Annotated in this window: 12 protein-coding genes; 8 read left to right on the forward strand and 4 right to left on the reverse strand. The window is 60.1% G+C overall.

Translation table 11 applies throughout. From position 1 onward, the window contains the following. The first annotated feature begins 105 nt into the window (after positions 1 to 105). From AC1Q5O_RS05050 to AC1Q5O_RS05060, 3 genes are all read left to right on the forward strand, one after another. Positions 106 to 1554 carry an aldehyde dehydrogenase family protein gene (locus tag AC1Q5O_RS05050; protein ID WP_472461231.1) on the forward strand — a complete coding sequence of 483 codons (1449 nt, stop codon included), beginning with the start codon at positions 106 to 108 and terminating at the stop codon, positions 1552 to 1554. 148 nt (positions 1555 to 1702) lie between these two features. Beyond that, positions 1703 to 3115, forward strand: a complete 1413-nt coding sequence (gene mgtE / locus AC1Q5O_RS05055; protein ID WP_223615051.1) for a magnesium transporter — start codon at positions 1703 to 1705, stop codon at positions 3113 to 3115. Between the two features lie 125 nt (positions 3116 to 3240). Beyond that, entirely contained in the window at positions 3241 to 3627 is a 387-nt protein-coding gene (locus AC1Q5O_RS05060) for a MerR family transcriptional regulator (protein WP_105733149.1), read from the forward strand. Positions 3628 to 3809: 182 nt separating this feature from the next. Here AC1Q5O_RS05060 and AC1Q5O_RS05065 read toward each other — a convergent pair whose 3' ends face one another. Further along, positions 3810 to 4784 carry a heparan-alpha-glucosaminide N-acetyltransferase gene (locus tag AC1Q5O_RS05065; RefSeq protein WP_492562028.1) on the reverse strand — a complete coding sequence of 325 codons (975 nt, stop codon included), beginning with the start codon at positions 4782 to 4784 and terminating at the stop codon, positions 3810 to 3812. Positions 4785 to 4998: 214 nt separating this feature from the next. On the opposite strand from AC1Q5O_RS05065, the gene AC1Q5O_RS05070 reads away from it, so the two are divergent. Beyond that, entirely contained in the window at positions 4999 to 6198 is a 1200-nt protein-coding gene (locus AC1Q5O_RS05070) for an MFS transporter (RefSeq protein WP_492562030.1), read from the forward strand. Here the strand turns inward: AC1Q5O_RS05070 and AC1Q5O_RS05075 are convergent. After that, the gene (locus AC1Q5O_RS05075) at positions 6193 to 6912 is read right to left on the reverse strand and encodes a DUF599 domain-containing protein (RefSeq protein ID WP_464660191.1); all 720 of its coding nucleotides are present in this window, start codon (positions 6910 to 6912) and stop codon (positions 6193 to 6195) included. The genes AC1Q5O_RS05070 and AC1Q5O_RS05075 overlap by 6 nt on opposite strands. A 584-nt stretch (positions 6913 to 7496) precedes the next feature. Here AC1Q5O_RS05075 and AC1Q5O_RS05080 point away from each other — a divergent pair. The 3 genes from AC1Q5O_RS05080 (at position 7497) to AC1Q5O_RS05090 (ending at position 11120) form a co-directional block, all read left to right on the forward strand. After that, positions 7497 to 8897: an L-serine ammonia-lyase gene (locus AC1Q5O_RS05080; RefSeq protein ID WP_464660193.1), complete on the forward strand. Its 1401-nt coding sequence runs from the start codon at positions 7497 to 7499 to the stop codon at positions 8895 to 8897. 155 nt (positions 8898 to 9052) lie between these two features. Then, positions 9053 to 10582 carry a nucleobase:cation symporter-2 family protein gene (locus AC1Q5O_RS05085; RefSeq protein WP_492562031.1) on the forward strand — a complete coding sequence of 510 codons (1530 nt, stop codon included), beginning with the start codon at positions 9053 to 9055 and terminating at the stop codon, positions 10580 to 10582. Between the two features lie 103 nt (positions 10583 to 10685). Beyond that, a complete protein-coding gene (locus AC1Q5O_RS05090; RefSeq protein WP_492562032.1) occupies positions 10686 to 11120 on the forward strand; it encodes a DUF1489 family protein in 435 nt (144 codons plus the stop codon). 10 nt (positions 11121 to 11130) lie between these two features. Here AC1Q5O_RS05090 and AC1Q5O_RS05095 read toward each other — a convergent pair whose 3' ends face one another. Then, on the reverse strand, positions 11131 to 11400 hold the full coding sequence (locus AC1Q5O_RS05095; protein WP_464660197.1) for a hypothetical protein: 270 nt from the start codon (positions 11398 to 11400) through the stop codon (positions 11131 to 11133). A 48-nt stretch (positions 11401 to 11448) separates the two neighbouring features. Beyond that, positions 11449 to 12909, reverse strand: a complete 1461-nt coding sequence (locus AC1Q5O_RS05100) for a serine hydrolase (RefSeq protein ID WP_492563083.1) — start codon at positions 12907 to 12909, stop codon at positions 11449 to 11451. 173 nt (positions 12910 to 13082) lie between these two features. On the opposite strand from AC1Q5O_RS05100, the gene AC1Q5O_RS05105 reads away from it, so the two are divergent. Continuing rightward, positions 13083 to 13415 (forward strand): phasin family protein, encoded by a 333-nt coding sequence (locus tag AC1Q5O_RS05105; RefSeq protein WP_464660199.1) that lies wholly within the window; start codon positions 13083 to 13085, stop codon positions 13413 to 13415. Positions 13416 to 13420: the final 5 nt, after the last annotated feature.

A 13420-nucleotide genomic window follows, 5' to 3' on the forward strand; every position in this document is an offset into this window, starting at 1 on the left:
TTCCTGTTGGCTGCCGGTCCATTCATCCGCTACACCAGCAGTCCAACGGATGCACATCCGCCCCTGAACCAACCCAATCCGACAGCACCAGGCAGGAGACCAACCATGCTTCGCAAGACCGATTTCTATATCAATGGAAAATGGACCGCTCCGGCCGTGGCAAAGGATCTTGATGTCATCAATCCTGCCGATGAGCAGCCTTTCGCCGTCATTTCAATGGGCTCGGCCGCCGATGTCGATGCCGCCGTTGCCGCCGCACGCAAGGCATTCGCCACCTGGAGCCTGACAAGCCGCGAGGAGCGCATTGCCTGGCTCGAGCGCCTGACTGCCGTCTACGAGACGCGCATCAATGACATGGCGCAGGCCATCTCGTCCGAAATGGGCGCACCGATCAAGATGGCGCTGGAAGAGCAGGCAGCCTCGGGCACCGGCCACCTCAAGGCCTTCATGCGGGCGCTGAAGAGCTTTGAATTCGAACGTCCGCTCGACGAGCACAACCCCAATGTCCGGATCGCCTATGAGCCCATCGGCGTCTGCGGCCTGATCACGCCGTGGAACTGGCCGATGAACCAGGTTGTGCTGAAAGTCGTGCCTGCCATCGCCGCCGGTTGCACCGTGGTGCTGAAGCCCTCGGAAATCGCACCGATTTCGTCGGTGGTTTTTGCTGAAATCATCGATGCATCGGGCCTTCCCGCCGGTGTGTTCAACATGGTCAATGGCGATGGTCCGTCCGTGGGTGCTGTCATGTCGGCGCATCCGGGCATCGACATGATGTCCTTCACCGGCTCGACCCGTGCCGGCATTGCCGTGACCAAGGCTGCTGCCGATACGGTCAAGCGCGTATCGCTGGAACTCGGCGGCAAGTCGCCCAACATCGTTTTCGCCGACAGCGATGTGGAAGCGGCGGTAACACGCGGCGTCCTGCACGTGTTCAACAACACGGGCCAGTCCTGCAATGCGCCGACGCGCATGCTGGTCGAGCGCTCGGTCTACGACAAGGCGACTGAGGTGGCTGCTGCCACGGCGAAGGCGACCGTTGTCGGTGATCCCGCGCAGGACGGCGATCATATGGGCCCGCTTGTCTCCGAGGCGCAGTTCAACAAGGTGCAGGGGCTGATCGAACAGGGCATCAAGGAAGGTGCACGCCTGATCGCCGGTGGCACTGGCCGTCCGGAAGGCTTCAATCGCGGCTATTTCGTCCGTCCGACGGTGTTCGCCGATGTGAACAACGACATGACGATTGCCCGTGAGGAAATCTTTGGGCCGGTACTGGCAATGATCCCGTTCGATACGGAAGAAGAAGCCGTCGAAATCGCCAACGATACGCCATACGGTCTTGCCGCCTACATCCAGTCGGGCGATCGCGAGCGGATCAAGCGCGTGTCGAAGCAGCTGCGTGCGGGCATGGTGCGCATCAATGGCGCGTCGCACAAGGCCGACGCCCCGTTCGGCGGCTACAAGCAGTCCGGCATCGGCCGCGAAGGCGGTCACTGGGGGCTGGAAGACTTCCTTGAGGTCAAGGCCATCAGCGGCTGGGAAGACAGCGCCGCCTGACCCGGCTGCGCCGCGCACACGATCCCGCAGGGGGGATAACCTTCTGAATTGACGCGCAATCCCCGGAGAAATCGATTTGGATTTCGGGGGTTATGCGTTAACTGACACTGTATGGTGCAAGTCGTGTCGGGAAGGCAGGTGCGGATCGATGGACGAAACGGAAACATTGCCTCCGCCCGCCGATGACGAGCGGGACGTCGACATTTACGGCGAAGACGGTGCCGTCCGCTCGTCCTATCTCGCCCGTGTCGGCGCCGCCATTGCGGATCGTGATGTTCTGTTCCTGCGTTCCCATGTCGGCAAACTGCACCAGTCCGAGCTGGGCCACGTTCTTGAAGCGCTGCAATCGGAGCAGCGCGCGGCCCTCGTTGAACTGCTTGGCGATGAATTTGATTTTGCCGCGCTGACCGAAGTCGACGAGGCCGTGCGCCTCGAAATCGTCGATGCCATGCCGAATCAGCAGATCGCTGAAGCGGTTCAGGACCTGGATTCCGACGATGCCGTCTACATCCTGGAAGATCTCGACCAGGAAGATCGCGACGAGATTCTGGCGCAGCTGCCATTCACCGAGCGCGTGCGCCTGCGCCGTTCGCTCGGCTATCCGGAAGAAACCGCCGGACGCCGCATGCAGACGGAGTTCGTTGCCGTGCCGCCGTTCTGGACCGTCGGCCAGACCATCGACTACATGCGCAACAATGCCGACCTGCCGGAATCCTTCTCGCAGATTTTCGTCATCGATCCGATGTTCCGGCTGCTCGGCGCCATCGATCTCGACCGCATCCTGCGCGCAGGCCGCGACAGCAAGATCGACGAGATCATGCACGAGACGCGCCACGCCATTCCCGCGACGATGGACCAGGAAGAGGCGGCGCAGATTTTCGAGCAGTATGACCTGCTGTCCGCCGCCGTTGTCGACGAGAATGAACGGCTTGTCGGCGTGCTGACCATCGAAAATATCGTCGACGTCATCCAGGAGGAGGCCGAGGAGGACATCATGCGCCTCGGCGGCGTCGGCGACGAAGAACTGTCCGACTCCGTCCTGTCCACCTCGCGCTCGCGCACGCCCTGGCTGGTCGTCAACCTGTTCACGGCGTTTCTCTCCGCCTCCATCATCGGGCTGTTTGACGGCACCATCCAGCAGATGGTGGCGCTGGCGGTGCTGATGCCCATCGTTGCCTCAATGGGCGGCAATGCGGCGACCCAGACCATGACCGTGACCGTGCGCGCGCTGGCGACACGCGACATGGATATCTACAATGCGGGCCGCATCATCCGGCGCGAGGCTTCGGTCGGTTTGATCAACGGCATGGTGTTCGCCGTGCTGATCGGCATGGTCGCCGGCTTCTGGTTCCACAATGCCGAATTGGGCGGAATCATCGCCTCGGCCATGATCATCAACATGATGGCCGCTGCCCTCGGCGGTATTCTGATTCCCCTGCTGCTCGACAAGTTCGGGGCCGATCCCGCCATTTCGTCGGCTGTCTTTGTCACCACCGTGACCGATGTGGTCGGGTTTTTCTCGTTCCTGGGACTGGCAACCTGGTGGTTCGGACTGGCCTGACAGCTGATTTCCCGGCATTTGAGACTAACGTTCATTTATGCTAACAAAGGTACAATTGACTTTTACGTAATTGCGTGGCCAAACATCCATGTGAAATAGTAAGAAAAATCAGAGCAATGTCTGTCATGCGCGAATATTATTCCATTACTGAGCTGACGCGGGAGTTCGGCGTTTCCACCCGGACATTGCGCTTCTATGAGGATGAGGGGCTGATCCACCCCGTCCGGCGCGGGCGGACACGCCTGTTCCGGCCATCGGACCGGCATCTGCTCAAGCAGATCCTGCGCGGCAAGCGGCTCGGTTTTTCCATCGCGGAAATCCACGAGATCGTGCAGATGTACCGCGAGCCGCCGGGGGAAATGGGTCAACTGCACCTGTTGATGAAGCGCGTCGAGGAAAAGCGCGGCGACCTGCGCCAGAAGCGCCGTGACATCGAGGAAACCCTGGCCGAACTTGATCAGGTTGAAGAAGCCTGCATCGAACGGCTGGCGGAACTGGGCGTTAATACCTGAGAGCTGGTAATGTCCTTCTGCATGGTTCGTGCTGTGTGGTTCGACAAGCTCACCATGAGGGTGGTGGGTTGGCTGCATGCCAATCGCGAACGTCGCGGAATACGGCTCCTCCGCAACTCTCAACCTTTCTCATGGTGAGCTTGTCGAACCACGCACACTGCAACTGCCGATAAAAATTTCGATCAGGGCTGCATCGCTTCCTGGGTGCACATGCCGGTGATGTCCTGTATCTGCGGGTCATTGTCCTGGTTGCGCTTACCCGAATAGACGTCATCGAAAATCTTCTGGGTCTCCAGCTGACCCACCGTGCAGGTGCAAAAACGTTCGCAGAACGCCCTGTCATTATCCACCGAGCAGCTACGGGTGCATTCCCGGTCGAAAACCTCGTGCGGTGTAAGCGTGGCTGGCGGAAACACCTGCGCGATCAGGAAAACGCAGCTGATCAGCACCGGCTGATGGATCAGATAGAACGCCAGGCTGTGCTGGCCGATGAACCGCAATCCCCGGTCGAGCCAGGCCGGACGGATGGTTCCGGCGAAAATGCGCATCCGGTCTAAGTGCAGCAATGTCTTGGCGAGTGCCATGCCCGCCAGGACCGGGCCGAACCACGGGAAAATGGGCACGTAATCATTGGAACGGATGGGCATTTCCGACAGGCCGAGCGGCCAGAGCGCCGGTGCGTCGAATGCAGCGGAGGTCAGGTAATGCGGCGCGGCGATAACGGCCGCGGCTGCGGCAGCGATGACAATGGCGGGAAGGCGCAGAAACAACAGGCCGAGCACGCTGGCGGCGGCAATCTCATGCAGGATGCCGAAGAACACAAAACTGTCCGGCGTGACGTACCGGGTGACGAGGGTGATGGCGAGGGATGCCGCAACGATCTGCGCCAGGCGGATGCCGAAAGAGCGCCAGCGGATACCGTTGCGATGGGCCAGCACGAGGCTGAAACCGACAAGCAGCAAAAAGGTCGAGGCAATGATGCGGGCATAAAGCTTCCAGGCCCCATGGCCCGTGGTGCCAGGCTCCATGTAGCCGAAGAATTCGAAATCCCAGCCCGTGTGATAGGTCGCCATGGCAATGAGCGCGATACCGCGCAGCACATCAAGCCTGCCGAGACGGGATTTGGCGGGCGGGGCAAGCGTCTCGGTCTGGCTCATGCGGGAATCTCGATGATTGCAACTCCTGACAGGCTAGGGGAGTTACAACACAAAATCCATGTGTTTCCGGCACGCATCACGGCTGATATTTCGCACTTGTTTCAAAGGTTTCTGCGAAACAGACATATAATGTCGCTTGATTGACTGCTATCCATGGTTTCGCGCTCCACTGTCAGGGGGCGCTCGAATCAGCATTTCCCCGATAGCCAAGCCAGTGATCAATCAAGTTCGCCATCCCATCTGGATCAGCACGGCCAAACGTCCGACAGCCCGGGTGTTTGCAATCCTGTTTGGCATCGAGTCGATGGCCCGGGCGATCATCACCAGCGTGGTGCCGATCCAGACCTACGACCTGCTGCAGAGCGAACGCAGCGTCAGCATCCTCTACACCTGCATGTCGATGCTGGGGCTGATGGTCACCCTGTCGATTCCGCTGCTGATCGTCCGCATCCCGCGCCGCTGGGTCTATACGGCCGGCGCCACCTCGCTGATCCTGGGCTGCTGCGCCTTCGCGCTCGACACCGTGCCGGGGCAGGCGGCGGGGTTGTTCCTGCGCACGTTCGGGGCAGGCGCACTGTCCATCACGCTCAGCCTCTACATCATGGACCATATCAAGAAGGGCGAACTCGTCCGCGCCGAGTCCGTGCGCATGGCGACGGCGACCTTTGCCTGGACGGCCGGGCCGTTCCTCGGCGTCTTTCTTTACAGCACCATCGGCATGATCGCGCCGTTCCTGTTGTCGATCGGCTTTTCGCTGCTGCTTCTGACGCTGTTCTGGTACTTTCGCCTCAGCGACAATCCCGCCCTGCAGAAGGGCCCGAGCCGCGCCGCCAATCCGATTGCCAATGTCCGGCGGTTTGTCGCTCAGCCACGGCTGCGGCTCGCTTGGCTCATCGCGTTTTCGCGGTCGTGCTACTGGAGCACGTTCTTCGTCTACGGGCCGATCCTGATGGTGGCGACGGGCCAGGGCAAGCTGGCCGGCGGCCTGCTCGTCTCGCTCGGCAACCTGTTCCTGCTGGGATCGATCCTGTGGGGCAAGGTCGGCATGGCCAAGGGGCTGATGCGGACGATATCAGGCGTTTTCATCCTTCTGGCCATTGCGCTGGCCGGCGCCGGGCTGGCGGGTGAGAAATTTCCGATGATCGCGGCGCTCATGCTGCTTGCCGGGGCGTTTTTCTGCGTTGCGCTGGATACGTTGGCCTCGACCACCTTCATTCGCGCGGTTCACCCGCACGAGCGGGCGCAGATGACCTCGGTCTACCGGACCTATCTCGATTTTTCCGAGCTCCTTCCGGCGTTTTTCTATTCGATCATCCTGACATTCTTCAGCCTTGGCGCGATCTTCATCGCCCTGGGGGCGCTGATGGTCTTCACCGCCGTCGTCGTCTGGCGCTATCTGCCGCGCAGCCTATGAATCCGCATTGGCATTGTTGCGCATCAGCGCGTCGCGGGCATTGGAGAAGAACTGACGGCGCAACAGCACAACCGCCACAAGGCTCGTCGTGATCATGAACAGCAGCGGATCGAGAAACCATCCGAGATAGCCGATGGAAAAGAAGATGCCGCGCAGTCCGCTGTTGAAGTGCTGGCCGGCGAGGATGTTGATCTCCGCCGCCCGGTTGACGCTGACAATGACCTGCGGATCATCCGGCGCCTTGTCGCGCGCCATGGGCACGCCGCCAATCAGGATCGAGCAGTAATTGAACAGCCGGTAAGCCCAGGCGAATTTGAAAAAGGCATAGGCGAAGAGCACCAGCAGGCCGAGAACCTTGGTTTCAAACAGCCGCTCGGTTGTCTCGCCGAGGAACGGGATATCGTGGAACAGCGTGACCACCCGGCCGGATGAATTCAGCAGGCCGAAACAGCCGCCGATGGCCAGAATCGATGTTGACGCAAAAAAGCCGGTGCCCTGCTGCAGGCCGATCATGATGCTGGTGTCGATCATGCGCAGTTCGCGGCTCGACATCGTGGTCATCCATTGCCGCCGGGCGAGATTCATTTCCGATGTCAGCGAGCGCCGGTTGAGAAATCCCTTGTCCGTGGTGCGCGAATAGAGCACCCACACGCCAAAGAAATAGACGAGGGCCAGCGCATCGAGCCAGTAGGACATAAAGCGTGCGGGTTCCATGCGGGCTCTCTCGGTGTGAGACAAAGACGTGCACAAACACATGACTCAGTTTGCAGATTCACTCAACACGAATTTACCCCAATCGTAAACGGCGCAGCCTGCTGAAGCTTCATTTAACATATTGAAATCATTGAAGTCATGCGGCTGGCTCAACGCAGCCATGCGCCGCGCCGCCCTGATTTTGCCATCTTTGGCGTTGCGAAGGACGGCATGGACGGATATACCCGCGTTCCCAGGGAGGGAGCGTTTCGACAGAATCGTGTCCTTCCGAGAGCAACAGGGAAATACAAAATTCATGGACGATAGCGTTCAAAAATCCTGCTGGGGCATTACCGCCTGGGCAGTTGTCGGTTTCGCAGTGATCATGCTGGTGACCTATCTCATCGCGATGCACTGATAAAAAATCAGGCTCCAGTCCCGTTGAGCCGGAATAAATTTCTGATGGAGGGGTGCAGTGCGTCTGCACCCTTTTTCTTTGGTCCGGCATGTCGTAGAAACACAACGCTAGGTCGGTGGCTGGCTTCGGCTTATGTCTTGGAGCAGCCATTATAGCGCGATGCAATTTCACCATTTGAGGTAGCCGGATGTTCCTGTCGGTTTTCGATCTTTATAAAATCGGCATTGGTCCTTCGAGTTCCCATACGATGGGCCCGATGACCGCCGGCAGCCTGTTCCTCGAAGAGTTGAAGAACGGGCAATGGCCACGCCCGACCGGCGTGAAGGTGGATCGCCTGCGCGTGCATCTGCATGGATCGCTGGCGTTCACGGGCATTGGTCATGCGACGGACCGGGCGGTGATCCTTGGCCTCTGCGGCCTTCTGCCCGCGACGGTCGATCCCAACCAGATGGATGCGCTGCTTGAGACCGTCAAACAGGAAAAACGTATTCGCCCCGAGGGGCATCCCGCCTACCGCTTCGATCCGGCTACCGATCTGATCATGGACCGCAGGACGCCGCTGCCGGGACATGCCAACGGCATGGCTTTCGAAGCCTATGATGCCGATGAACGCCTGCTTCTGCGCCGCATCTTCTATTCGATCGGCGGCGGTTTCGTCGTCACCGAAGAAGAGCTGGAAAGCGCGAAGACCCGCACAGCACCAAAACCCGAACATCCCGTGCCGTTCCCGTTCAAGAACGCGGCCCAGATGCTGGCCATGAGCGCGGAAAGCGGGCTCTCCATCGCGGAAATGAAACGCCGCAACGAAGAAGTCTTCATGAGCAGGGATGAGCTTAACGCCGGTCTTGATCGCATCTGGTCGGCCATGCGCTCCTGCATCGATCGCGGGTTGGAGCAGGAAGGCATCATGCCGGGCGGCCTCAAGGTCAAGCGCCGCGCCCGCTATTTGCATGACCGGTTGCAGGAGGAATGGCGGCAGAACCGCATGAACCCGCTGCTGGCCAATGACTGGCTGTCCGTCTACGCCATGGCGGTGAACGAGGAGAACGCTGCCGGCGGGCGCGTCGTCACCGCGCCGACCAATGGCGCTGCGGGCGTGGTTCCCGCCGTGCTGCGCTACTACCTGCATTTCCATGACGATGCCGACGCGGATGGCATTCGCGATTTCCTGCTGACATCGGCGGCCATTGGCGGCGTCATCAAGCACAATGCCTCGATATCAGGCGCGGAAGTCGGCTGTCAGGGCGAGGTGGGCTCTGCCTCGGCCATGGCGGCGGCCGGGCTCGCTGCCGTTATGGGCGGCAATGCCGCGCAGATCGAGAATGCGGCGGAAATCGCGCTCGAGCACCATCTCGGCATGACCTGCGACCCCGTGGCCGGGCTCGTCCAGGTGCCCTGCATCGAGCGCAATGCGCTGGGCGCGGTCAAGGCGGTGACGGCGGCATCCCTGGCGATCAAGGGGGATGGCACGCATTTCGTGCCGCTCGACGCCTGCATCGAAACCATGCGCCAGACCGGCAATGACATGAACGAACGCTACAAGGAAACCAGCCTTGGCGGTCTTGCGGTCAATGTCGTGGAGTGCTGAGATTGATTGAACCGGCGCGTGCAATACCTGCACGCAGCCGAAAACACTTTCAATAAATCAGATACAGTCAAATCCCAAAAAGCTGCCATAGTTTTCGTCCCGCCCGATCAGCAATGTTTGGTTGGGCTGCATAAAGGTATTGGGAGGACACTACCTTGGCATCACGATTGAATGAAAATACGCCAGAGGACCGTCCGGAGGACGAGAATCTGGGGCTGGCGGCCAATATGGCCTATGGCTTTCAGCATGTTCTGACCATGTATGGCGGCATCATTGCCGTTCCGCTGATCCTTGGCCAGGCGGCAGGGCTGTCATCGAACGACATCGGCCTTTTGATCACCGCGTCGCTGTTTGCCGGCGGGTTGGCGACAATCCTGCAGACGATGGGCCTGCCTTTTTTCGGCTGCCGCTTGCCGCTCGTTCAGGGCGTGTCGTTTTCCGGCGTGGCGACCATGGTCGCCATCACGGGCAATGGCGGCATCGAGGCGGTGCTGGGCGCCGTCATGGTCGCCTCGTTCATCGGCCTGCTGATCACGCCGGTCTTTTCCAGGATTACCCGGTTTTTCCCGCCATTGGTCACCGGGATTGTCATCACCACCATCGGCTTGACCCTGATGCCGGTTGCCGCGCGCTGGGCGATGGGCGGCAACAGCAAGGCGCCGGATTTCGGCAGCATGGCCAATATCGAGCTGGCAGCGGTGACCCTTGTCATCGTGCTTTTGCTCAGCAAGGTCGGCAGTGCCCGGATTTCACGGCTGTCGATCCTGCTGGCCATCGTCATCGGCACCCTGATTGCGCTGGCACTGGGCATGACCGACTTCTCCAAGGTGAGCGAAGGGCCGTTCATCGCCCTGCCGACGATCTTTCAATGGGGGTATCCGACCTTCCAGGTGGCGGCGATCATTTCCATGTTCATCGTGATCATGGTCACGCTGGTCGAAACATCGGCGGATATCCTGGCGGTTGGCGAGATCATCGAGACCAAGGTGGACTCGCGCCGTCTCGGCGATGGTCTACGCGCCGACATGCTGTCGAGCCTGATCGCACCGGTGTTCGGCTCATTCACGCAGAGCGCCTTTGCCCAGAATGTCGGGCTGGTTGCGGTGACCGGCATCAAGAGCCGCTATGTGGTGGCGACGGGCGGTCTGTTCCTTGTCGTTCTGGGTTTGCTGCCCGTCATGGGACGCATCGTTGCGGCGGTGCCGAGTGCCGTCCTCGGCGGCGCTGGCCTCGTGCTGTTCGGAACCGTGGCTGCCAGCGGCATCCGCACGCTGTCCAAGGTCGACTATGCCAACAACATGAACCTCATCATCGTCGCGACGTCGCTGGGGTTCGGCATGATCCCGATTGCATCGCCGAATTTTTACGATCATTTCCCCACATGGTTCGCCACGATCTTCCATTCCGGCATCAGTTCGGCCGCACTCATGGCGATTGCGCTGAACATCGTGTTCAACCATCTGACCGCGGGCAATTCGGACCAGCAGTCGGTCTTCGTCGCCGGTACCGAGCGGGTGCTGCGCTATCAGGACATCGCGCAATTGCATGACGGCGACTATTTCCTCAACGGCAAGCTCTATGATGCCAAGGGCGTCGAGGTGCCGGTCGTTGCGGCGGACGTTCATGCCCCGGCGGTCAAACGGCAACCGGGCGGCGGGGCGGCCATACCCGCAACCGGTCACTGAGACTTTCACCGGCGGGCGGCATCGCCATGCTTCCCGCCGGCGCTTTGTGGAGAACCCGCCGGTTTCGGTTGACCTTGCCGCCTGAAAGCGTCAAATCTCCTGCATGGCTCTCAATCTCGTCAAACTTTGTGTCGGCTGCACTGCGATCGAAGATCTCGCGGCGTGGATCGATTTTCGCCTGGATGAGCGCAGGCGTGCCGGCCTGTCGCCCGAACAGTTCCATACGACGCGCATGGTTCCCAAGCGCGTCGAGGAATTGCTGGCCGGTGGATCGCTCTACTGGGTGATCAAGGGCAATGTCCAATGCCGCCAGATACTGACGGACATTCGCACCTTCATCGATGATGAGGGGATTTCACGCTGCCATCTGGTGCTGGATCCGCGCATCATCGCGACGGAATGGCAGCCGCGGCGGGCGTTCCAGGGCTGGCGCTATCTGACAAGCGAGGATGCACCGGCGGATGAGGGGCAGGGCAAGGGCCGGGCCAAACTGCCGCCGGAACTGCGCAACGAGCTGGCATCGCTGGGGCTGCTCTAGACCCGAACTCTCAGGAAACCTTGAGACGGACTGCGGTAACACCATTGTGACCGGCGGTGCGGATGTGCAAGCGCACGGCAGGCATGGCCGCGCGGCGCGTTCTCGCCGCCTGGCACAGCAGCACGTTCACCAGGTCCATCGTCTTGAACGCTGCGTTGCCGCGCCGCAGATCGGCAAGGCGCTGCGCCGCCTGCTGCAACGCGTGCATACCGCCAAAGAGCGACCGGGATTCCTTGCCGGCAGCACCGGCAGAACCATGGAAATCATTGACACTCGACATTCGCAAAACCCTCAACTCTGTACAAACTGGGTCTTTCAGATCACTGCCTTACGATTGGGGCGCAATTGCAAAGCAGTGGTAGTTTTGACGCTTCAGTGCGGTGCAGGCATTGTTTGCAGCCTTGGCTGAGGCAATGCCGGCAAAGCGGGCGCGGTAATAGGTTGCCGAACCCTTCTGGAATTTTTCGGTGTAGGGCGACAGGGTGGCAAGCGAACCGCCGACTTCTGATGCCGCGCGGGAAAGGATCGCCTTGGCTTCGTCAGCACTGCCCATCGAGCCGATCTGCACCATCCAGCCGCTGGCCGTACCCTTGTCCGAAGCCGAAGCGGTGGTGACCGGATCAACCTCTGCCTCATCGTCGGATTCGGCTGCCGCAGCGCGTGCGGTCGGGGTCGGAACGGTCAGGATCTGCGCGGCTGGCGACTGGGCCGGGGCGGAGGCATAGGCCGTCACGACATTGCTGGTTTTCGCAACAACTTCGGCACGCTGTGTCGGCATTGGTGCATCGTCATCTTCAGGCAGTTCGACGGCTGCGACCTGAACCTTGCTGTTCTTGCGCGAGGCCAGCAGATTGCCGCCGTCGCGGCGCGAGGCGCCGGGCAGGTACTGTTCGATCAGCTTGGCCATCTGCGCATCGCGGGCGCCGCCGCTGGTGCCGCCCATCACGACCGCAACCATCTTCTTGCCGTCGACATTCACCGACGAAACGAGGTTGAAGCCGGAATCGCGGGTATAGCCGGTCTTGATGCCATCGACACCGCGCACCTTGCCGAGCAGGCGGTTGTGACCGGCGATGCGGCGGCCGCGATAGCTGAAGCTGCGTGTGGAGAAATAATCATAATATTGCGGGAAATGCTCACGCAGGGCGATGCCGAGCAGGGCAAGGTCGCGCGCCGACGAGCGCTGCTGCGGATTGGGCAGGCCCGAGGCGTTGCGGAAGGTGGTGTTGCGCATGCCGAGCTGGCGCGCCTTGTTGGTCATCATCTGGGCAAAGCGCTGTTCCGAACCGCCGAGATATTCGCCGATGGCTGTCGCCGAGTCGTTGGCGGATTTGGTGATGACGGAGAGAATGGCCGCTTCCGCGCTGATGGTCTGGCCGGGCTTGAAGCCGATCTTTGTCGGCGGCTGGCCGGCGGCATAGGCGGAAACGGGAATGGGTGTCGACTTCGAGACCTTTCCGGCTTCCATCGCTTCAAACAGCATGTACAGCGTCATCATCTTGGTGAGGGATGCCGGAAAACGCTGGGCATCGGCATTGGACGAGTAGAGCGTCTTGCCGGTGTTGGCATCCACCACGATGGCCGATGCCTTCGAGGATGCTTCTGCCCTGGGTGTCTGTGTCAGGCCTATTCCGGAAGCGAGCGCCAAAGCCAGGAATGTATGGGTAAGTCTGGTAAAAAGTCTGGAACCTTGGCGGGCTGGATAAAGCACAATCAACACCTGCTCATACTGAAGCGTATATGGAATTTGACTGACGTAATGTTTCGTCAGGTACGGATCGTCGAACATTACCCGCAACAGCGTTACCAAACTGTTTATGGTAACCGGAATGTTCACGAATTCCGCGGCATTGCGTTGTTTAAAATTGTCGGAAATTATTGCGATGCACAAAAAAATTGACTTTTTGTGCAGTGCACACTAAATACGGCTACGCAGAAATTTAATCCATGGAAGGATTTATCATGGCCAGCCCATTCGAAACTCTGAGTGAATCCAGCAAGGAATTCGTCAACAACTCGATGAAGAGCGTTTCGGTCCTGTCGCAGGGTTTGCAGACAATCGCCAATGAAGCGGCTGAATATTCGAAGAAGTCCTTCGAAGACGGCACGGCACTTGTTGAGAAGCTCGGCACGACCAAGTCGGTCGAGCAGCTCTACGAAGCGCACACCGCATTCTCCAAGAAGGCCTATGAAGCCTTTGTTGCCCAGGCAACCAAGTTCGGCGAACTCTATGCCGACCTCGCCAAGGAAGCCTACAAGCCCTACGAGGCGGCAGTTGCCAAGGTTACCAAATAAATCCA

This window comes from Phyllobacterium sp. MT110, from assembly GCF_058792715.1.